Source organism: Sphingomonas sp. F9_3S_D5_B_2 (assembly GCF_054263715.1).
Genome location: NZ_JBSZFB010000003.1, coordinates 362,307 through 381,544, shown reverse-complemented (window position 1 = coordinate 381,544; position 19,238 = coordinate 362,307). Strand labels below are relative to the sequence as shown.

15 protein-coding genes are annotated in these 19,238 nt (G+C 67.0%); 7 read left to right on the top strand and 8 right to left on the bottom strand.

Going from position 1 to position 19,238, the window contains the following annotated elements; translation table 11 throughout:
* Positions 1-30: 30 nt before the first annotated feature.
* From smc to ACUXST_RS10525, 4 genes are read right to left on the bottom strand one after another with little or no spacing between them, the layout of a single operon-like run.
* A complete protein-coding gene (gene smc / locus ACUXST_RS10540; protein WP_458389929.1) occupies positions 31-3,450 on the bottom strand; it encodes a chromosome segregation protein SMC in 3,420 nt (1,139 codons plus the stop codon).
* Positions 3,451-3,474: 24 nt separating this feature from the next.
* Positions 3,475-4,170 (bottom strand): DsbA family protein, encoded by a 696-nt coding sequence (locus tag ACUXST_RS10535; protein ID WP_458389928.1) that lies wholly within the window; start codon positions 4,168-4,170, stop codon positions 3,475-3,477.
* Positions 4,167-4,922 carry a thioredoxin domain-containing protein gene (locus ACUXST_RS10530; protein WP_458389927.1) on the bottom strand — a complete coding sequence of 252 codons (756 nt, stop codon included), beginning with the start codon at positions 4,920-4,922 and terminating at the stop codon, positions 4,167-4,169. The genes ACUXST_RS10535 and ACUXST_RS10530 overlap by 4 nt, the downstream gene beginning before the upstream one ends.
* Positions 4,923-4,926: 4 nt before the next feature.
* The gene (locus ACUXST_RS10525) at positions 4,927-5,475 is read right to left on the bottom strand and encodes a DUF721 domain-containing protein (protein ID WP_458389926.1); all 549 of its coding nucleotides are present in this window, start codon (positions 5,473-5,475) and stop codon (positions 4,927-4,929) included.
* A gap of 27 nt (positions 5,476-5,502) precedes the next feature.
* On the opposite strand from ACUXST_RS10525, the gene ACUXST_RS10520 reads away from it, so the two are divergent.
* The 3 genes from ACUXST_RS10520 (at position 5,503) to ACUXST_RS10510 (ending at position 8,126) form a co-directional block, all read left to right on the top strand.
* Positions 5,503-6,495 carry an A/G-specific adenine glycosylase gene (locus ACUXST_RS10520; protein ID WP_458389925.1) on the top strand — a complete coding sequence of 331 codons (993 nt, stop codon included), beginning with the start codon at positions 5,503-5,505 and terminating at the stop codon, positions 6,493-6,495.
* Entirely contained in the window at positions 6,485-7,330 is an 846-nt protein-coding gene (gene nudC / locus ACUXST_RS10515; protein WP_458389924.1) for an NAD(+) diphosphatase, read from the top strand. The genes ACUXST_RS10520 and nudC overlap by 11 nt, the downstream gene beginning before the upstream one ends.
* 73 nt (positions 7,331-7,403) lie before the next feature.
* A complete protein-coding gene (locus tag ACUXST_RS10510; protein ID WP_458389923.1) occupies positions 7,404-8,126 on the top strand; it encodes a c-type cytochrome in 723 nt (240 codons plus the stop codon).
* A 3-nt stretch (positions 8,127-8,129) separates the two neighbouring features.
* Here the strand turns inward: ACUXST_RS10510 and ACUXST_RS10505 are convergent, their stop codons facing one another.
* From ACUXST_RS10505 to ubiG, 4 genes are all read right to left on the bottom strand, one after another.
* Positions 8,130-9,026: an LOG family protein gene (locus tag ACUXST_RS10505; RefSeq protein ID WP_458389922.1), complete on the bottom strand. Its 897-nt coding sequence runs from the start codon at positions 9,024-9,026 to the stop codon at positions 8,130-8,132.
* A gap of 32 nt (positions 9,027-9,058) precedes the next feature.
* Positions 9,059-10,435, bottom strand: coding sequence for a cell envelope integrity protein CreD (creD, locus tag ACUXST_RS10500; RefSeq protein ID WP_458389921.1), 1,377 nt, complete (start codon positions 10,433-10,435; stop codon positions 9,059-9,061).
* Positions 10,436-10,508: 73 nt separating this feature from the next.
* Positions 10,509-11,849, bottom strand: coding sequence for a pectate lyase family protein (locus tag ACUXST_RS10495; RefSeq protein WP_458389920.1), 1,341 nt, complete (start codon positions 11,847-11,849; stop codon positions 10,509-10,511).
* Complete coding sequence (gene ubiG / locus ACUXST_RS10490; protein WP_458389919.1) at positions 11,846-12,574, bottom strand: bifunctional 2-polyprenyl-6-hydroxyphenol methylase/3-demethylubiquinol 3-O-methyltransferase UbiG; 729 nt, start codon at positions 12,572-12,574, stop codon at positions 11,846-11,848. Before ubiG ends, ACUXST_RS10495 begins: the two co-directional genes overlap by 4 nt.
* 43 nt (positions 12,575-12,617) lie before the next feature.
* Between ubiG and ACUXST_RS10485 the strand changes: the two genes are divergently transcribed.
* Genes ACUXST_RS10485 through ptsP form a run of 4 tightly spaced genes read left to right on the top strand, consistent with a single transcriptional unit; the run spans position 12,618 to position 19,186 of the window.
* A complete protein-coding gene (locus tag ACUXST_RS10485; RefSeq protein ID WP_458389918.1) occupies positions 12,618-13,850 on the top strand; it encodes an aspartate kinase in 1,233 nt (410 codons plus the stop codon).
* The gene (locus ACUXST_RS10480) at positions 13,847-14,905 is read left to right on the top strand and encodes an NAD(P)H-dependent flavin oxidoreductase (RefSeq protein WP_458389917.1); all 1,059 of its coding nucleotides are present in this window, start codon (positions 13,847-13,849) and stop codon (positions 14,903-14,905) included. Before ACUXST_RS10485 ends, ACUXST_RS10480 begins: the two co-directional genes overlap by 4 nt.
* An 8-nt stretch (positions 14,906-14,913) precedes the next feature.
* The gene (locus ACUXST_RS10475; protein WP_458389916.1) at positions 14,914-16,869 is read left to right on the top strand and encodes a M1 family metallopeptidase; all 1,956 of its coding nucleotides are present in this window, start codon (positions 14,914-14,916) and stop codon (positions 16,867-16,869) included.
* A 49-nt stretch (positions 16,870-16,918) separates the two neighbouring features.
* A complete protein-coding gene (ptsP, locus tag ACUXST_RS10470) occupies positions 16,919-19,186 on the top strand; it encodes a phosphoenolpyruvate--protein phosphotransferase (protein ID WP_458389915.1) in 2,268 nt (755 codons plus the stop codon).
* Positions 19,187-19,238: the final 52 nt, after the last annotated feature.

The window sequence follows — 19,238 nt, the reverse complement described above, 5'->3', positions numbered from 1 at the left end:
TTAATGCTAATCATTCGCAATAGCGGGCCCCTACTCGGCAGCGAGCAGTGTCTCGGCGCCGCCGAGGTCCACCGATACCAGCCGACTGATGCCCTTCTCGATCATCGTCACACCAAAGAGCCGGTCCATCCGGCTCATCGTCACGGCATTGTGGGTGACGATGAGATAGCGGGTGTCCGTCTCCTGCGTCATCCGCTGCAGTAGCTCGCAGAAGCGTTCGACATTGGCGTCGTCGAGCGGCGCGTCGACCTCGTCGAGCACGCAGATGGGCGCCGGGTTGGTCAGGAAGAGGGCAAAGATCAGCGCGACTGCGGTCAACGCCTGCTCTCCGCCTGACAGCAGCGTCAGCGTGGACAGCCGCTTGCCAGGCGGCTGCGCCATGATCTCGAGCCCTGCCTCGAGCGGATCGTCGCTTTCGACCAGCTCCAGGTGCGCCTGCCCGCCTTCGAAAAGTGTAGTGAACAGCCGCCGGAAGTGGCCGTCGACTTTCTGGTAGGCGTCGAGAAGGCGCACCCGGCCCTCGCGGTTGAGATTGCCGATCGAGCCGCGCAGCTGGTGGATCGCCTGCGTCAGTTCCTCGGCTTCGGCGGCGCTCCTGGTGCGATCGGCGTCGAGTTCCGCAAGCTCCTGCTCGGCGACGAGGTTGACGGGGCCAATCCGCTCGCGTTCCAAAGTCAGCCGTTCCAGGCTGGCTGACTCATCCGATGCGTTACTCACCTCCGCGGGGTCGAAGCCCAGCCGCTCTGGGAGCCGCTGCGGGACGCATTCGAACCGCTCCAGGCAAACCCGGGCGAGTTCGGTGCTGCGCGCCTGCTGCGCTTCGGCACGAGCCAAGGCGCCGGCCCGACGCTCGCGCGCGCCGGCCGAGCGCTCGTTGGTGGCCGTGACGGAAGCAGCAGCAGCAGCCACTGCACGCTCCGCGTCCTGCTCTGCACCCGATGCGTCGCTAACCGCGGCGTGGCTTTCCGAATTTGCCTGCTCGAGCTCGGCAATGCGGGAGTCCAGCAGGGGCGGCTCGGCGGCCAGCTCGGCACGCTCGGCGGTCTGCTGTTTCTGCCGCTCGTCAGCCTCGGCAAGACGCCGCTCCGCATCTGCCAGGCGCCGCCGCCAGTCGGTCTGCTCACGTGCCGCGGCGGCTGAGCGCTCACGAGCGGCAGCCGTTTCGCGTGCCCGCGTCGCCGCTTCCGCTCGCTTGTCGGCGACGGCGCTGGCGGCGACGCCGGCAGTACGACGCGCGGCCTCCACGTCAGCCTCGAGGGCGGCAGGATCGGGCAAGGTCGATAACGCCTGGTCGGCTGCAGCAACGGAATCACGCGCCGCAGCGAGAACCGGCTCCAGGTCTGCAAGCCGCTGCTCCAGCGCCGTGCGCTGGGCAGTAATTCGCTCCAGGGCGGCGGCGGCGGCATCCGAAGCGCGAGCGGCCTCGCGACCTTCGCGCTCAGCAGCCAGCGCAGCACCCCGCGCCTCTTCTGCCGCCGCGCGCAAGCGCTCCATGTCGGCGATAGTCGCGTCCCGGGCCGCAAGCGCGTCGGAAGCTGCCTGCTGAAGGCCTGGAAGCTCGTCGGCGAGCTGGGCGAGGCGATTGACCCGGAGCAGCCGTTCCGCCGCAGCAGCGCCAGAGCCGACCGCTACGAACCCGTCCCACCGCCGAAGCTTGCCGTCGCGGGTCACCAGCCGCTGACCGACGGCGAGCTCCTGACCTTCATCCTCGTCGACCACGGCTACCTGCCGCAGACGGCGCTGCAACTCATCGGGAGCGGCGACATGATCGCCGAGGCATTTGGTACTGGGCGGGAGCGCCGGATCGCTGGCGTGCGCCGCACTCCCTTGCCAGCGCCTGGCAGCGTCGCCGCCAATCGCTGCTTCGACATCCTCGCCCAGGGCAGCTGCAAGCGCCCGCTCATATCCCGGCTCGGCTTTCAGGCTGGCGATGGCCGAGCCGCCGCCGTGTTCGAGAGCTCGGGCCAGAGCGTCATGTTCCGAAGATACGGCCGATAGCGACGCGCGGGCGCTCGCCAGCTTGCTCTCGGCGGCGTCCCTGGCTTCCGCCGAGGCGGCGCGGCCTTCGTCGGCTGCGGCGCGCCGCGCTTCGGCCGCTTCCAGTGCCGCGGCAGCGGCTCGGGCGCGCTCGTCGGCGTTCGCCTTCGCGCCCTCATGCTCGGAGCCGTCGCCGAGCGCGGACAATTGATCGCCAAGCCGCGAATGCTCCAGGCCGGTGCGGCCAAGCTGCGCACGCGATGCCTCAAGCGCCGCTTCCGCAACCCGGCGCTCGGCTCGCATCGCCGCCTGACGCGCGAGCAGCTCGGCGAGCGCCGCTTCTGCTTCGCGCGACTTTGCTTCGAGGGCGTTCAATTCAGCTGCGATCCGCCCGGCGTCGCTCTCCGCTTCCGAGAGCCGCTGCTCGATATTCGTGCGCTCCGCATCCAGCTGCCGGAGCGCCGCGACGGCATCCCCATGAAGAGCTCGTTCGCGTTCCATGTCCGCCTTGAGCGAAGCGTCTAACCGGTCGAGCTCCGCGAGCCGCCGCGCAACCGTGTCGCGCCGAGCCCGCGCCGTCGCAAGCTCATGCGCAAGCGCGTGCGCGGCCTCGCGCAACTCTGCGAGCGCGGTCCGCCGTGCAGCGAGGGCTGCCGCTGCTTCGGCTTGCGCAGTCTGCGCATCGGTCATCGCCTGCTGAACGGCGGCCACTTCCTCCTCGGCCGATCTGGCGTCCGCACGCGCAGTGTCGGCCGCACATTCCGCTTCGCTCCACCGCGCGTGCAGAAGCTTGCCTTCAACGAGCCGGATCTGCTCGCTCAGCTTCCGGTAGCGCTCGGCGGCACGAGCCTGGCGGCGCAGCGCAGCAGCGCGCTGCTCCTGGTCCGACAGGATTTCGCCCAGGCGCGTGAGGTTGGCCTCGGTCGCCCGCAGCTTCTGCTCGGCGTCCTTTCGGCGGGCGTGCAGTCCGGAGATGCCGGCTGCCTCCTCCAGCAGCTGGCGCCGCTCGACGGGTTTGGCGGCGATGATCCCGCTGATCTTCCCCTGGCTGACGAGCGCCGGGGAATGAGCACCCGTCGCGGCGTCGGCGAAGAGCAGCGCCACGTCCTTGGCGCGAACGTCGCGTCCATCGATCCGGTATGCAGAGCCGGCGCTTCGCTCGATGCGCCTGGTCACTTCGCTCTCGCCGCCGCTCGATCCATCTTCGCCTGCTTGCCGGTCGAGCAGGATCGAGACCTCGGCGAAATCGCGTGCCGGCCGGCTCAGGGTGCCTGCAAAGATGACATCGTCCATGCCGCCGCCGCGCAGCGACTTGGGGCTGGATTCGCCCATCACCCAGCGGATTGCTTCGAGTAGGTTGGACTTGCCGCACCCGTTGGGACCGACGACTCCGGTCAGCCCGGGCTCGATCCGGAGCTCCGTCGGCTCGACGAAGCTCTTGAACCCGCTGAGCTTGAGCCGTCGTATCCGCAACGATGTCTCCCCCCCCGAGCGCCGCTAACTGGTGAGCGCTGTCTTGAGCTCGGGCTCAAGCTGCTCCCAAGTTGCGGCGTCGGAAACCTTGCCGTTGATCAGGAAGGTCGGCGTGTGGTGGACTCCGTTGTCGCTTGCCCTCTTCGTCACATCGAGCAGCTGCTGGAGCGCCTTGGGATCGTTGAGGCATTGCCGCGCCCGGGCAGTCGTGACTCCGAAGCGCGCCGCGACCGAAACGAGGCCGGTGACCTGCGCGTAGCGGACGATCCGCTGCTGATCCGTCATCGCCTGAAGAGCGGAGTTGTCCGCCTCGCTGAGGTCGGCGATCCGCTTCTGCCACTGTGGCTGGGTCGCATAGACGACGTCGGCCATCGGGAAGAACTTCGCCGCTCCGGCGCAGCGAGTCAGCAGCGTCGCCGAGATGTCTGGAGCATTGAGCAGGAGGTTGCGGAACTCGAAGCTGACCTGCCCCTTGCGAACGTAGCCCTGCACGAGCGGCTTGAAGCCGGTCTGTTCGAAGTGCCGGCAGTGCGGGCACATCAGCGAGCCGTATTCAACGACCTTGACCCGCGCGGCGGGGTTGCCGAGCCGGATTCCGCCTTCGGCCGTCGCCGCGACAGTGCGCGACCAGTCGCGTGCCGGCGCCGGCTTGACTGCCGCGCCGGCGATGGGCGCCAGGCAAAGCGCCGGGGCGATCACCGCAAACGCAGCAGTCCTCATTTCAGCGCGTCCCGGAGGGCTGGCTCGAGCTTGTCCCAGCTCGCCACTTCCTTCGGCAGCATCTTGCCGTTGATGATGAATGAGGGCGTGCCCGCGAAGTCGGGGTACTGGTTGTTCACGTCGCTCAGCACCTGAACCTCATGGTCGATCATCTTCTGGTCGCTCAGGCACTGGTTGCTCTTGGCAACGGACAGGCCGCGCGCGGCCGCCCAGTCCTGCAGACCAAGCAGGTTTGCCATGGCGACGAACGCCTGGTTTGGCGGCAAATTCTGGATCTCGGTCATCTTGTCCTGCGGAGCGGCCTCGAGCTTGCCCATCCACGCGGCCTGGTCCTTGTAGAGCGCCTCGATCATCGGGAAGAAGGTCTTCGCGCCATTGCAGCGAACGATCATGTCCGCCGCCATGTCGACCGGCCCGTGGATCACGAACGGCCGGTATTCCCAGCTGACATGACCGGTCTTCACATATTTGTTGACGAGTGACGGCACGCCTTCGTCGGCGAACAGCTTGCAGTGCGGGCACGAAAGGGAGCCGATCTCGACCAGCTTCACCTTGGCGTTGGGGTTGCCCATCACGTAGCTCGCTGACGTGGCGTTCACGACATCGGCCCAGGTTCCGCCCGGCGGCGGGTTCGCCTGCGTGATCTTCACGTTGGCGTTGTCCGAAACGGCTTCGCCAGACGACTTGTTCTGGTTGCAGCCGGCCACGGCCAGGACGGCCATCACGCCGGCGAGAAATTTGCCAATCTTCATTGCTTTACTTGCTCCGAATATCGCCCGGAAAAGGTTTATCGTCGCTGACTGGCAGCAACGGCGGCCCGGCGGTAGCGGCAATTCGTCCCGCGAGCGACTCCAGGCAAGCCCGAAGCCCCGGATCGGCGATTTCCCGCAGGCCGTCGCCGAGTTCCGCCGGGACCGGCGCAAGCTGCGGCCGGGGCGGTGCCGGTGCCGGGCGCGGAGCCCGGCCTTGCTTGAAGATGATGCGGTCGATCGCGGCATAGCCGAAGAACCGGTTCACCCGCTCGATGATCATCGGCCCCAGGTGCTGCACGAGCGGAGCATGGGCGCCCTCGACCAGCAGAGTCAGCGCTCCGCTCGACTTGCGGCCGGCGGGGAAGCGGATCGATTCGGGTGACGAGACTTTCGCGTAGCGCTCGCCGACGATCTCGCTCCAGCGGCTGACTACGGCACTCTGTACGAAGCCGAACTTGCGAAAGGACTGCCCACCCACTTCGCCGACGAGATCGCCGGCCGCACGCGCACGGCAGCTGCGTTCCGGCTCCTCGGTCATCTTTCCCTTCGACATCGCCGGGGAGCATGCCATAGCCCCCATGTGACCGCCAACGCCGCGACGCGCCTGCTTCAACATTATGTGGATAACTTCCGGCGGCTGCCGTGGCGGTCCGGCCCGGGTGAAGCGCCTCCGGACCCGTATCGCGTGTGGCTGAGCGAAGTGATGCTCCAGCAGACCACCGTCGCCGCCGTCACGCCGCGGTTCCAGCGCTTTGTCGCGCGATGGCCGACCGTTCAGGCGCTCGCCGCCGCTTTGGACGACGAGGTGCTCTCCGAATGGGCGGGCCTCGGATACTATGCCCGCGCCCGCAATCTCATCGCCTGTGCCCGGGAAGTCGTCCGTCGCGGCGGTTTACCGAGCACGGCAGCCGAGCTTCGCACTTTGCCCGGACTCGGCGACTACACAGCGGGGGCAATCGCCGCGATCGCATTCGGCGAGGCTGTCGCGGTCGTGGACACCAACGTCCGCCGTGTCGTCGCCCGCCTGAACGCAATCCGGGAGCCGACCCCTGCGCAAATCAGCGCGCTTGTCGAGACGATGGTCCCGGCCAACCAGCCTGGAGACTTTGCGCAGGCGATGATGGACCTCGGCGCGACGATCTGCCGGGCCAAGGCGCCGCTGTGCCAATCATGTCCCCTCGCCGGAGATTGCAAAGCGCGCGCTTCGGGCCAGCCAGCCGCATTCCCGGCGGCAAAATCCAAAGCACCGCGGCCGCATCGGCACGCGATTGCCTGGTGGACGCAACGGGACGGAACGCTGTGGCTGGTTCGGCGGCCCGGCCGCGGCATTCTCGGCGGGATGGCTGCTCTCCCCACCAGCGAATGGCAGGAAACCGCGCCGGCAAATGCCGTGGCTGTCGTGCGCCATGTCTTCACGCACTTCTCGCTCGACCTTCATGTCGTCCCCGCCGGTGGCGCCGTTGGCGAAGGCTGGTGGCAACCACTCGAGCGCATCGACGAGGCGGGCTTGCCGACCCTGTACCGGAAAGCGGTCGCAGCCGCCCAAGAAGGCGAACGGCTCCTTGCCGCCTGAACCGTTTTTCTCGGGTGCCGGACTCGATCGCGCCGATGCGCTGCGCGGCGATCCGGGTGGGATCGCCGAGCTCTCACGCAGCCCGCAGGCACGGCAGCTCGCCTGGCGCGACGGCCTTCCTGCGATCGGGGCGGACGGGATGCTCGAATGGCAGCCGGTAAGCGCACCGGATCTTTTCCTCGGTCTCGACGAGGACGCCCCGCGCTTCAGCGCGATCCCGGACCACGTCGAAGGATCACGCGCCGCTTATTCGGTGCTGGGCGGCATCACCGAGACGGAGGCACCGATCTTCGCCGCTGCGCTCAGCCTCGCTGGCTGGCACGGAGGGCACGGCTTCTGCGCCAACTGCGGCTCCCCGACAGCAATCATCCGCGGCGGCTGGTCGCGCTCCTGCGCTGAGTGCGGTGCGGAACATTACCCGCGAGTCGACCCGGTCGTGATCATGCTGGCGGAACACGACGGTGCCGTCCTGCTCGGGCGACAGCCCGCGTATCCGCCTCGCCGCTACTCGGCGCTCGCAGGTTTCGTGGAGACCGGAGAAACGATCGAAGCCGCCGTTGCGCGCGAACTGCGCGAGGAGGCAGGGATCGCCGTCCAAGGCATCGTCTATGTCGCCAGCCAGCCCTGGCCGTTCCCGTCGTCGCTGATGATCGGCTGCCTTGCCCGTGCGCTCTCGCCCGACCTCACCATCGATACTACGGAGCTGGAAGACGCCCGCTGGTTCAGCCGCGAACAGGTCGCCGAAGCGATCCGCCATCCGGACGACGCCGCCTTTCAGCCACCGCCGCGATTTGCCATTGCCAGGACCCTCATGGAGCATTGGCTGGCCGCTTGAAGAAGCCGGAAGTCGTCCGTAAAGGGCGGCGCATATCCAATCTGTCTCGGCTCACGAGCAACAGGGAAACCTCATGCAAGATCGCTTCAACACTATCGCCGGCTGGGTGCTGTTCGCAGGGATCATCGCCCTCGGATCGTCGATCGTCGCGGGCGAAGCGTTCCACAGCGAGCGGCCGGAGACGATGGGCTACCCGATCGCGGGTGTCGAGGAAGAAGGCGCCGGCGGTGCTGCGGCCGAGGAGCCGATCGAGGCCTATCTCGCCAAGGCCGATGCAGCCAAGGGCGCCGACGTGTTCAAGAAGTGTGGTGCCTGCCACAACGCCGACAAGGGCGGCGCCAACCAGCTCGGTCCGAACCTTTGGGGCGTGCTCGGCGAACCGATCGGTCAGGGCAAGGGCTTCGCTTTCTCCGACGCACTCGCGAAGAAGGGCGGCAACTGGAGCTGGGACAGTCTCGGTCAGTGGCTGAAGAGTCCGAAGGCCTTCGCGCCGGGCACGAAGATGACCTTCGCGGGCCTCAGCAATCCGCAGGACCGCGCCAACGTGATCGCCTTCCTGAACCAGCATAGCGACGCCCCGCAGCCGCTTCCGGCTGCGGCTGCCGCTGCTCCGGCGTCGGACACTGCGCAGAAGGACGCTGCCAAGGCCGGCACTGGCGCCAACAACGGACCGCAAAAGGCCGACAAGGAGCCGGTCCTGAAGACGGGCGCGATCGAGAAGAACATCAAGAATTCGGGTGGCGATGCCAGCCCGGCGGCTCAGGCCAACCCGGGCACCAAGGGCTCCGTCAAGTAAGCTTCAGCTGCCGTCGGTGTCCGTTGTGTCCCCGACCGCATCGCGCTCTTCGTAGAAGCGCTGGACGTAATCCCAGGCATCCTGCGCATCCTCGACCCAGTGAATGAGGTCGAGGTCTTCGCGGGAGATGACACCCTCGTCAGCGAGGCCCTGGAAATTGACCATCCGGCTCCAGAAGTCGCGGCCGAACAGCAGGATCGGCAGCGGCCGCACCTTGCCCGTCTGGATGAGAGTCAGCAGCTCGAACATCTCGTCGAACGTTCCGAATCCGCCTGGGAACACGGCAACCGCGCGCGCCCTGATCAGGAAGTGCATCTTGCGCAGCGCGAAATAGTGAAATTGAAAGCTGAGGTCCGGCGTCACATAGGGGTTCGGCAGCTGTTCGTGCGGGAGGACGATGTTGAGCCCGATCGTCTCCTGGCCCTCGTCGACTGCGCCCAGGTTGGCTGCCTCCATGATCGACGGACCGCCGCCCGAGCAGACCACGAAGTGCCTGTATCCCGAGGCGTCCACCGGCGTCCGGCTCGCCAGCCGCGCAAGCTCCCGAGCGGTGTCATAATAGGGCGCTTTCGTCTTCAGCCGCTCCGCAATCGCCCGCTCTTCGTCGTTGGTTGCTGCCGCAACGAGGCCGTCCGCCGCCTCCGGCGACGGGATGCGCGCCGAGCCGTAGAACACGAACGTCGACCCGATCTTCGCCTCGTCGAGCAGCAAGTCGGGCTTCAGCAACTCCAGCTGGAAGCGCACCGGACGCAGGTCCTCGCGCAGCAGGAATTCATTGTCCTGGAACGCCAGCCGGTAAGCGGCGCTCTCGGTCTGCGGCGTCGACGGCACGTGGCTTGCGGCGCGGGCGTCGACCTTGGAGGTCGGGAAGATGCGTTTAGGCGGAACGGTGTTGCTCATGCGGCGCCGCCTAGCGGCATTCTGTTACAGGGTCACGAGACTTGCGGCTCGCGAATGCCTCCCCAGTCGATGCGGCGCGTCGCGTACATCACGCCAGCGAGCGCCGCGAAGAGGAGCAGCGAGCCAATCAGCAACGAGAACGCCTCGAGGCTGAGCAGGATGTAGAGCACGGCGTACAGGCCGACGAGCAAACCACCGATGAAACCGGCGCGTCTCCAGCTGCCCAGAACCGCGGCGGAGTAAGCGGTGTTCAGTCCTGCGATTGCCGCCGATGCGAGCACGTACGCCAGTGTGAAGCCGATGATCTCCGCAAAGGCGAGCAAGAGCACGAAGAACAGCACGAGCGCAGCGCCCATCAGCAGGTATTCGACCGATGACACGCGCACTCCGCCGATGATGTCGAACATCAGCAGCGCCAGGAAGGTGAACCCGATGAAAAGGAAGCCGTACTTCGTCGCGCGGTTTACCTGCGAATACAGATCGACTGTCTGGATGAGGTCGATCTGAGCGGTCTGCGCGCCGTCGTCCGCGGTGGTCGAGAGCCCCGGCTGAGGCGCCGGGGCTGGCGCTGCATCTGCGTCGCCGGTGCTCACCAGTGAACGGCCGAGAGCGAGGTTGCCGATCCGGTAGCTTGCCTGGAATCCGTCGGCAGCAACCTTGCGGCCACTTGGCAGGAAGTCCCCTCCGAAACTCGGATTTGGCCAGGACGACTGTACCCTCCACTGCGTGTCGCCAGCGTTGGGACTCAGGCTAAGCGCGGCGTTTCCGCGGAACTCGTAGGAGAAGTCCACGACGATTGGCTGACCAGCCAAACCGGCCGCGTCGACCCATGCGAAGAAGCGCCGGCCTCCACTGCTGCCGCCCCCCGGCTGCAGACGAAGTGGCTGGGTGCCGATGGCCACGCGCGGGTTCGCGCCGAGGCCTCGCGGATCGCTGAGTCCGAATCGCAGCTCGGCGCGGCTCAGGTTCATCTGCGACGGATCGACGCCAGTGCGGGCAAGGTCCGGTGGAAAGGCGAAGCGCGCCTTTCCCGAAACGGTCGCCCCGTAAACGACAGCCTGATAGATCGAGCGCCTGCGCACTTCGGGCCGGACCGAGGTCGTCAGCCCGACGACCTCGGGCGCGAGCGTCAGGACTCGATTGACGACGTTTGTGCGCGTGACGTCGTGCCCGTTCTCGACCGTCGTCTCGGTCGAGCTCATCCGGTAGGGGATCGCAAGGACCGGCCCGGAAATTGCTTGTGGCCCGCCCCAACCCGCAGTGATCGAAGCGCTAGCCTCCCGGGATTGGTTCTGCCGATCGTAAACGAGCAGCCAGACGGAGAAGAGCGGGATCGACAATGCGAAGCCGATGAGGATCGCCCAAAGCAGCTTGGAACCAGGCGTGCGGCTGACTTCGGAACGGCTCATCGCGATCATCTCCTGACGGCCTCAACACGGCTCGTCTACAGAAATGCACGGTTCGTCGTCAAGTCATCGCGGTTCACCGAGGCATTGCGGGCGCCGCCAGGGCGTTCAGCCACTCTTCCACATTGGTATAGCCGTCCTGGTCGCGATCCTCGTTGCCGTCGCTCGGGTCGTCCGCATTGAGGCGGTGCGTACGTTCCCAGTCATCCGGCATGCCGTCGCCGTCCCCGTCGACCCACGGCCTGCCGCGCGCGAGGTCAGGCCAGCCGCCGACCTGTTCCTGGCTGTCGACGAGCCTCCCGGTGCGGTTGCGGACGCCGGCGATGACGCGATTGTCGACCGCGTCGCGAACGAGCGAGGCGCCGGCCAGGCGCAAGACCTTGTCGTAAGTGGCGGCCGCGCTGTCCGTCCTCACCGAAGGCATCGCGACCGGCCGAGCGAGCAGGTAACCGGGGTTTTTCAGCCCGCCGACACCCGCCAAGCCCGTCAGGACCTGGCCGTTGAGCATGTTGCCCGAGAAATAGGCGTGGGCGCCGGGATTGCCTTCCTTGAAGATCTCCGGGTCCATGCTGTCCGGACCCGACCAGTAATTGTTGTCGATGAAGTTGTAGGCGGCCGGCCCGACCGGAAGGCCGCTGTAGCCGGCCTGGTGTCCGCCCCAATTGTAGATCACGTTCGAGCGAATATCGAAAAAGCCGCCGATGCTGTCCTTTTCGGCAGGGAGCACGGGCCCGATGCGCGGCATGCGCGCCGCGTGGTCGGCCCAGAGATTGTGGTGGAAGCTGTAGTGCGCGCCGCGCGAGCCGCCGATGATCGATCCGAAGCAGTGCCGCCCCTTTGGGTTCACGGACCGGCACAGGGATTCGGAGATGATCGACCATTGCACCGTCACGTCGCCGAGGTCGGTCCCGGGACGCTTGTAGTTGGACGTGACCGAGAGGCTTTCGTCCGTCCCCCAGCTCGCCGAGACGTGATCGAGGATGATGCGGTTGCCGTGGCTGACCCAGATACCGTCGTTCACTGCCCGCGACACATCGCCGAGGCGCGAGCGAACGAAGCGGACGACCACGTCGTCGGCGTGCGGGCTGAAGGTCTGGTCGCGCACGGTGATTCCGCCGCCGGGAGCCGTCTGGCCGGCGATTGTGATCCGTCCGTTGCGGATCGTCAGCGGCGATTTGAGCCGAATGGTGCCGCCGACGTCGAAGATGACGATGCGAGATCCGCGTTCTTCGATTGCTGCACGGAGCGAGCCCGGGCCGCTGTCCTCGAGATTGGTGACGCGGATGATGCGGCCACCACGCCCGCCAAGGCTCATCGCTCCCGCGCCCTCGGCGCCGGGGAATGCCGGCACCTGGGCGTCGACCGGCGCGGGTGAGCAGGCGACGAGCATCGCCGTCACGAGCAGCGCCGTCTTCAAGCCACTGGCCCGCGGGTAGCCGACACAAGATAGTTGAGGCGCACGTCGTCGCTGAGGTGAAGGCCGCGGGTCGGCGACCAGGCGATGCCCTCGACATCGACGCAGTTCAGCCCGGCATCGGCAAGCAGCACCTTCATCCGCTCGGGAGCGATGAACTTGTCGAAGTCGTGCGTGCCGCGCGGGATTCGGCCCAGGCCCTCGGCAACGGTGATCATCATCAGCTTCGACCAGCCCGTCGCGTTGGGCGTGGACAAAACGAGGAGGCCATCGGGAGCAAGCCTCTGCGCTAGCGCAGCAACGAACGCCGTCGGGTCGGCAACATGCTCGATCACTTCCATGCAGGTGATGAGATCGAACTGCCCCTCGAGCGCCTGCACGTCACCGGCGCGATAGTCGATCTCCAGGCCGCGAGCCGCCGCATGCTCATGCGCCACCGCGATCACTTCCGGAGCCGCGTCGATGCCGGTGACCTTCGCACCCAGCCGGGCCAGCGGTTCGGCGAGCAGGCCGGCGCCGCAGCCGACGTCGAGTGCCGTCCTGCCCTCCAGCGGCCGGCGGTTGCACTCGTCGCATTGCCAATGCTGGTCGAGCTGGTCGCGCACGTACTTCAGCCGCACCGGATTGAGCTTGTGAAGCATCGCGGAGGCGCCGTCCGGGTCCCACCAGTCGGCGGCGAGGCGGCCGAAGCGCTCGGCTTCTTCGGCGAGGATGCTTGTCTGGACCATGAGCCACCCCTAACAGGACGCCGCCTGCCGCCCAAGGAGATCAATGCCCCGCATCGTCATGAAATTCGGCGGAACCTCGATGGCGGGCATCGAGCGGATCCGCAGCGTTGCAGCGCGCGTGGGACGCGAAGCCGAGGCTGGGAACGAAGTTCTCGTCGTGGTCTCGGCAATGGCTGGCGAGACCGACCGGCTGGTACAACTTTGCCGTGAGGCTGCGCCGCTCCACAATCCGCAGGAATATGACGTGGTCGTCGCGAGCGGCGAGCAGGTCACGTCCGGCCTGCTGGCGATGACGCTGCAGGCCATGGGCGTGAACGCGCGCAGCTTCATGGGTTGGCAGTTGGTCCGCGCGTCGGGCGTGCACGGGAACGCCCGCGTCGAGGCCGTCGAGTCCGCAATGCTCGGCGAGGCATTGAGCGCCGGCACGGTGGCCGTGATTCCGGGCTTCCAGGGCGTGTCGCAAGACGGCCGCCTGGCTACCCTCGGCCGCGGCGGCTCGGACACCTCCGCGGTCGCCATCGCGGCCGGTGTGAAAGCCGATCGCTGCGACATCTACACGGACGTCGACGGCGTCTACACCACCGATCCGCGCATCGTGCCGCGCGCGAGCAAGCTGACTCAGGTGACTTTCGAGGAAATGCTGGAGCTTGCGGGTGTCGGTGCGAAGGTGCTTCAGGTCCGGTCGGTCGGACTCGCAATGCGCGAGAGGATGCCGCTGCGCGTGCTTTCGGCCTTCGAGGACAAGCCCGGCACCGATATCGTCGCCGAGCTTTCGGGAGTGAACATGGAAAGAAACCTGATCGCCGGCATCGCCGCCGACCGGAACGAGGCGCGGATTACGCTGACCGGAGTGCCGGACAAGCCGGGCACGGTCGCCCGCGTGATGACTCCGCTCGCCGAGGCCGGAATCGCATTTGACATGGTCGTTCACGCTGCAACGCCGAACAGCGGCGCCTCGGACCTCACCTTCACCGTGCCGCGCGCCAGCGTTGCCCAGGCGATGGCCGTCATCGAGCAGCGCAACAGCGAGATCGGCTATGCCAGCCTGCTGCACGACGACGACGTCGCGAAGGTAAGCATCGTCGGGGTCGGCATTCGCTCCAACCCGCAGCTTGCCGCCACCATGTTCGAAGTCCTTGCCGAGCGGCAGATCAACCTGCTCGCGGTCTCGACGAGCGAGATCAAGGTGAGCGCGCTGATCGCTGAGAACGAGCTGGAGCTTGCGGTGCGGGTTCTTCACACCGCCTTTGGCCTCGACGCGGAGAAGGCAGCATGAGCGGCGAGGGACTGATCGCCGATCCTCACGCGCTGCAGCCATCGCTCGGGCACGCGCGCCTGAAGACGCTGATGCATCGCGGGACCGAGCTGCTTGGCTGCGACCTCGCGATCCTCGGCGGCGCAATGAGCTGGATTTCCGAACGCAACCTGGTCTCGGCCATCTCCAATGCCGGCGGCTTTGGCGTCATCGCTTGCGGAGCGATGGGGCCGGAGTTGCTCGACACCGAGATCATTGAAACCAAGGCGCGGACGACGCGACCCTTCGGCGTCAACCTCATCACCATGCACCCGCAGCTGTCCGAGCTAATCGACGTCTGCGCAAGGCACGGCGTCACGCATGTCGTGCTCGCGGGCGGCCTCCCGCCTGGTGGAGCGATCGACCGCATCAAGGCGAGCGGCGCCAAGCTGATCGCCTTTGCCCCGGCGCTGGCGCTGGCGAAGAAGCTGATGCGCTCCAACGTCGATGCGCTGGTCATCGAGGGCATGGAGGCCGGCGGGCACATCGGCCCAGTCTCGACGTCCGTGCTTGCGCAAGAAATCCTGCCTGCCGTGGCGAAGGATATCCCGGTGTTCGTGGCCGGCGGCATCGGCCGCGGCGAAGCGATCGCCGCCTACCTCGAGATGGGCGCGGTCGGCGTTCAACTCGGCACGCGTTTCGTCTGCGCGACCGAGTGCATCGCGCACGCCAACTTCAAGAAAGCCTTCATCCGCGCGTCGGCGCGCGACGCGATCCCGTCCGTGCAGATCGACCCGCGACTGCCCGTCATTCCAGTCCGAGCGCTGAAGAACCGTGAGATGGAGCGCTTCGCCGCCAAGCAGCGCGAGGTCGCCGACCTGCTCGACCGGCAGGACATCGAAATGGCCGAGGCGCAGCTGCAGATCGAACATTACTGGGCGGGCGCACTTCGCCGCGCAGTCATCGACGGCGACGTCGAGGCGGGCTCCGTGATGGCCGGTCAGTCCGTCGGCATGGTGACCCGCGAGGAGCCGGTCGCCGAAATCATCGGCGAACTGGTCGACGAAGCCGCCGCCGCTCTTGAAAGCCGGGGTTAAGGAGAGACATGGGCCTGTCCAAATTCGTGCGCGCGGCGCTTGCTCTCGTGGGATTGGCTCTGGCCGCTGCGGCGCAAGCGCAGACCCCCGCGCCTTCTGCGTATGATCCGCGCGAGCTCTTCCAGGCGTTCGACTACGGTCCTGCGCCGAACCTGATCCGCTCGGGCAGCGGGCTGCCAGGCCCGCACTATTGGCAGAACCGCGCCGACTACAGCATTCGTGCGACGCTCGACCCCGCGACGCATTCGATCCGCGGCACGGTCGAGATCCGCTACACCAACAACAGCCCCGATGCGCTCGACGTGCTGTGGCTGCAGCTGGAGCAGAACCGCTACCGCCCCGAGTCCCGGGGCAACCTGTCGGGCGGCGGACCGACCGGTGGCTACACCGAAGGTCTGGTGCTGGACTCAGCGTCGGTCCAGCTCGGCAAGGACAGTACTGCCGTCCAGCCATTGATTAGCGACACGCGCGCCCAGCTCCAGCTGCCGACGCCGCTCGCATCCAAAAGCCAGGCGATCATCCGCATTGCCTACCACTACACGGTCCCCAAGGATCCTTGGGGCGGCCGCACCGGCTGGATGCCGAGCCCGAATGGCGAGATCTACAGCATCGCCCAATGGTACCCGCGCATGGCCGTTTACGACGACATCCGCGGCTGGGACGCGCTCCCCTACCTCGCGCAGGAGTTCTACCTCGAGTACGGCGATTTTGATTATTCGGTGACTCTGCCCGCCAACTATCTCGTCGCGGGCTCCGGCGAGCTGGTCAACGAAGCGCAGGCGCTCCCGCCGCAGCTGCGCGCCCGCCTCGCCCAGGCACGCCAGAGCGACAAGACGGTCATGATCCGCACGCTTGCCGAACCGCTCGGGTCTCCTTCCGCGACCCGCACGTGGCATTTCCGGATGCACAACACCCGCGACGTCGCCTTCGCTGCCTCGCCCGCCTTCATCTGGGACGCCGCGCGCATCCGGCTCCCCGCTGGCCGCACCGCGCTCGCGGAGTCCGTCTATCCGCCGGAAGCCAAGGCGTGGAACCGCTCGACCGAATATATGAAGGACTCGGTCGAACGTTACTCGGCCAAGTGGTACCCGTATCCCTGGCCCGCAGCCATCAACGTTGCTGGCCCGGCCGGAGGAATGGAATATCCGGGCATCGTCTTCGACGACATCCGCTCGCCCCCCCTGCCCACCTTCTTCGTCGCCGCCCACGAGATCGGCCACGGCTGGTTTCCGATGATCGTCGGTTTCAACGAGCGGCGCGACGCCTGGATGGACGAAGGCTTCAACACCTTCATCAATGTCTACGAGTCCGACGAGTTCAACCACGGCGAGTACGCGCCCAAGCGCGACAGCGAATATGCGCCCGGCGGCGGCAACCCCGTCGACGAGATTCTGCCGATTCTCGCCGACCCGAAAACCCCGCCGATGCTGTCGCGGGCCGACACGGTCATCGAGAAGTACCGGCACCCGGTGACCTACTTCAAATCGGCGCTTGGCCTCGTCCTGCTCCGCGAGCAGATCCTCGGCCCGGAAGTGTTCGACCGAGCCTTCCGCCGGTTCATCGGGACCTGGGCATTCAAGCACCCGAAGCCGGCCGACTTCTTCCGGATGATGGAGAGCGAGAGCGGCGAGGACCTCGGCTGGTGGTGGCGCGGCTGGTACGCGAACAACTGGCAACTCGACCTTGCCGTCACCAGCGTTCAGCCGTTCCCGGCCAAGGCAGGTCAGCAAGGGTCGCTGGTTCGCGTGGAGTCGCGCGACAAGCTGGTCATGCCCGTCACCCTGCGCCTGACCTTTGGCGACGGCACGCGGCGCGACGTTCGCCTGCCCGCCGAGACGTGGATCAGGCAAGCCGCTACGGACGTGCCGGTCCCTGGCCCCTCACCGGTGGTGCGGGCGGAGCTGGATCCCGACCACAAGATTCCGGACCGGGATCGTGCGAACAACCTCGTCTCCGCCCGGTAGGCGCGACCAGAGGGTTATCCGCTTCGCCGGTTCCTGCTAGCGCTGGGCCATGCCAGCGTCCGCCGCCGCCTCCGCTCGCGAGATCCTGACCGGTCTGCACGAGATCATGGCTGCGCGGGGGTCGGTCCAGAGCAAGCTGGACCGCGTCGTCGACCTGATCGCCGGCAAGATGGAAAGCGAAGTCTGCTCCATCTACCTGCTGCGCGACAGCAAGCTCGAACTGTTCGCAACCCACGGGCTGCGCAAGGAAGCGGTCCACGTCACGCGCTTGAAAATGGGCGAGGGGCTGGTCGGCACCATCGCCCACGAAGGCCGCATCCTGAACCTCGCCGAAGCGGCGCAGCACCCGGCCTTCGCCTACCGGCCGGAGACGGGCGAGGAGCGCTTCCACAGCTTCGCGGGCGTGCCCATCGTGCGCCTCGAGAACCCGATCGGCGTGCTTGCCGTCCAGCACGCCGACCCGCGCCGCTACGAGGATGTGGAGATCGAGGCGCTGCAGACCGTCGCGATGGTGCTGTCGGAGATGATCGCTGCGGCGCGGCTGGTCGACGGTGCCCGCCGTGCCCGCGTCCGCAGCGCGGGGCCGCTGCGCCTTGCCGGACTCAAGCTGGTGTCCGGAATGGCTCGGGGCGAGGCTGTCTTCCACCAGCCGCGCGTCGTCGTCGAACATGTGGTCGCCGACGATACCGAGGCCGAGCGCGAGCGCGTCTATTCCGCGTTCCGGAACATGCGCGAACAGATCGACAACATGACGCGCGAGGCCGAGTTCGGCACTATCGGCGAGCATCAGGAAATCCTCGAGACCTACCGGATGTTCGCCTACGACGAAGGATGGTCGAGGCGCATCAACGAGGCGATCGACAGCGGGCTGACTGCCGAAGCCGCGATCGAGCGGGTGCAGCAGCGCATGCGGGCACGGATGCGCGACATCGACGATCCGCTTCTCCAGGAGCGGATGCACGATCTCGAGGACCTCTCGAACCGCCTGTTGCGGATCGTATCCGGACGGATGGGCACGGCGGCGCAAACCGGTCTGGCGCGCGACACCGTTCTCATCGCGCGGAACCTCGGGCCGGCCGAACTCCTCGAATATGACCGCCGCCGACTGAAGGCCGTGCTGCTCGAAGAGGGCTCGCTCACCTCGCACATGACGATCGTCGCACGGGCCATAGGCGTTCCGGTCATCGGCCGCCTGAATGACATCCGCCATAGCGTGGATGACGGCGAGATGATCCTGGTCGACGGGGACAACGGCAGCGTCATCGTCCGTCCAACCAGGCCACTGCTGACCAGCTTCGAACAGCGCATGGCGATGAGCCAGAAGCGACGCGCCGAGTTCGCCGCAGTGAAGGCGCTGCCCGCCGTCACGCGCGACGGGCTGCAGGTCGGCGTGTTGGTCAACGCCGGCCTCGCCGAGGACGCCGCCGCGCTGGAAATGACCGGTGCCGATGGCATCGGCCTCTTCCGTACCGAGTTCCAATTCCTCGTCTCGGCCACGCTCCCCGGGCGCGACCGGCAACAGCGCCTCTACTCGCGAGTGCTGGAATCCGCCGGTGACCGCCCCGTAATCTTCCGGACAGTGGACATCGGCGGCGACAAGGCGCTGCCCTATCTCGCAGACGTCCACGACGAAGCCGAAAATCCGGCGATGGGCTGGCGCGCGCTTCGCCTGTCGCTGGACCGCTCGACGCTCATGAAGGCGCAGGCGCGTGCGCTGATCGAGGCCTCGGGTGGCAAGGTGCTCCGCGTCATGTTCCCGATGGTCTCCGAGCCTTGGGAATATGAACAGGCGCGGACCTTGTTCGAAGAACAGGTTGAATGGGCCCGCAAGGGGCACCGCAAGGTACCGCGTCGCATCGAGTTCGGCTGCATGCTCGAAGTGCCGAGCCTCGCCGAGATGCTCGACCAACTCCTGCCGCGAGTGGACTTCCTGTCCGTCGGCACGAACGACCTGACGCAATTTCTGTTCGCCGCCGACCGCTCGGACCCGCGCCTGGCCCAGCGGTACGACTGGCTCAGCCCGGCGATCCTGCGCTTTCTCAAGCGAGTTCTCGACGCAGCGCACGCAGCCGGCGTGCCCGTGAGAGTTTGCGGGGAGATGGCCGGCCGGCCGCTCGAAGCCATGGCCCTCGTCGGGGTCGGCGCGGACAGTTTTTCGATCACTCCGGCAGCCGTTGGGCCGGTGAAGGCGATGGTTCGCTCGCTCGATGCGGCGGCGATCCGCGCCCGCTTCGACCAGCTCCTGGCCAAGCCTCCCCGCGACATGCGCAAGGCGCTCACCGACTGGGCTCGGCGCCACTCGGTGACAATCGACTGACCGGGTCCATTCCCGGTTGACACCCCCGGTTCAGCCTCCACACTGACCGCAA

Bases quoted from the DNA above. Each gene is read 5' to 3' on its own strand.
- ACUXST_RS10535 (WP_458389928.1), bottom strand. From the start codon at position 4,170: ATGAGGACTGCTGCGTTTGCGGTGATCGCCCCGGCGCTTTGCCTGGCG.
- ACUXST_RS10530 (WP_458389927.1), bottom strand. From the start codon at position 4,922: ATGAAGATTGGCAAATTTCTCGCCGGCGTGATGGCCGTCCTGGCCGTG.
- ACUXST_RS10525 (WP_458389926.1), bottom strand. From the start codon at position 5,475: ATGTCGAAGGGAAAGATGACCGAGGAGCCGGAACGCAGCTGCCGTGCG.
- ACUXST_RS10510 (WP_458389923.1), top strand. From the start codon at position 7,404: ATGCAAGATCGCTTCAACACTATCGCCGGCTGGGTGCTGTTCGCAGGG.
- ACUXST_RS10505 (WP_458389922.1), bottom strand. From the start codon at position 9,026: ATGAGCAACACCGTTCCGCCTAAACGCATCTTCCCGACCTCCAAGGTC.
- creD (WP_458389921.1), bottom strand. From the start codon at position 10,435: ATGAGCCGTTCCGAAGTCAGCCGCACGCCTGGTTCCAAGCTGCTTTGG.
- ubiG (WP_458389919.1), bottom strand. From the start codon at position 12,574: ATGGTCCAGACAAGCATCCTCGCCGAAGAAGCCGAGCGCTTCGGCCGC.
- ACUXST_RS10485 (WP_458389918.1), top strand. From the start codon at position 12,618: ATGCCCCGCATCGTCATGAAATTCGGCGGAACCTCGATGGCGGGCATC.
- ACUXST_RS10480 (WP_458389917.1), top strand. From the start codon at position 13,847: ATGAGCGGCGAGGGACTGATCGCCGATCCTCACGCGCTGCAGCCATCG.
- ACUXST_RS10475 (WP_458389916.1), top strand. From the start codon at position 14,914: ATGGGCCTGTCCAAATTCGTGCGCGCGGCGCTTGCTCTCGTGGGATTG.
- ptsP (WP_458389915.1), top strand. From the start codon at position 16,919: ATGCCAGCGTCCGCCGCCGCCTCCGCTCGCGAGATCCTGACCGGTCTG.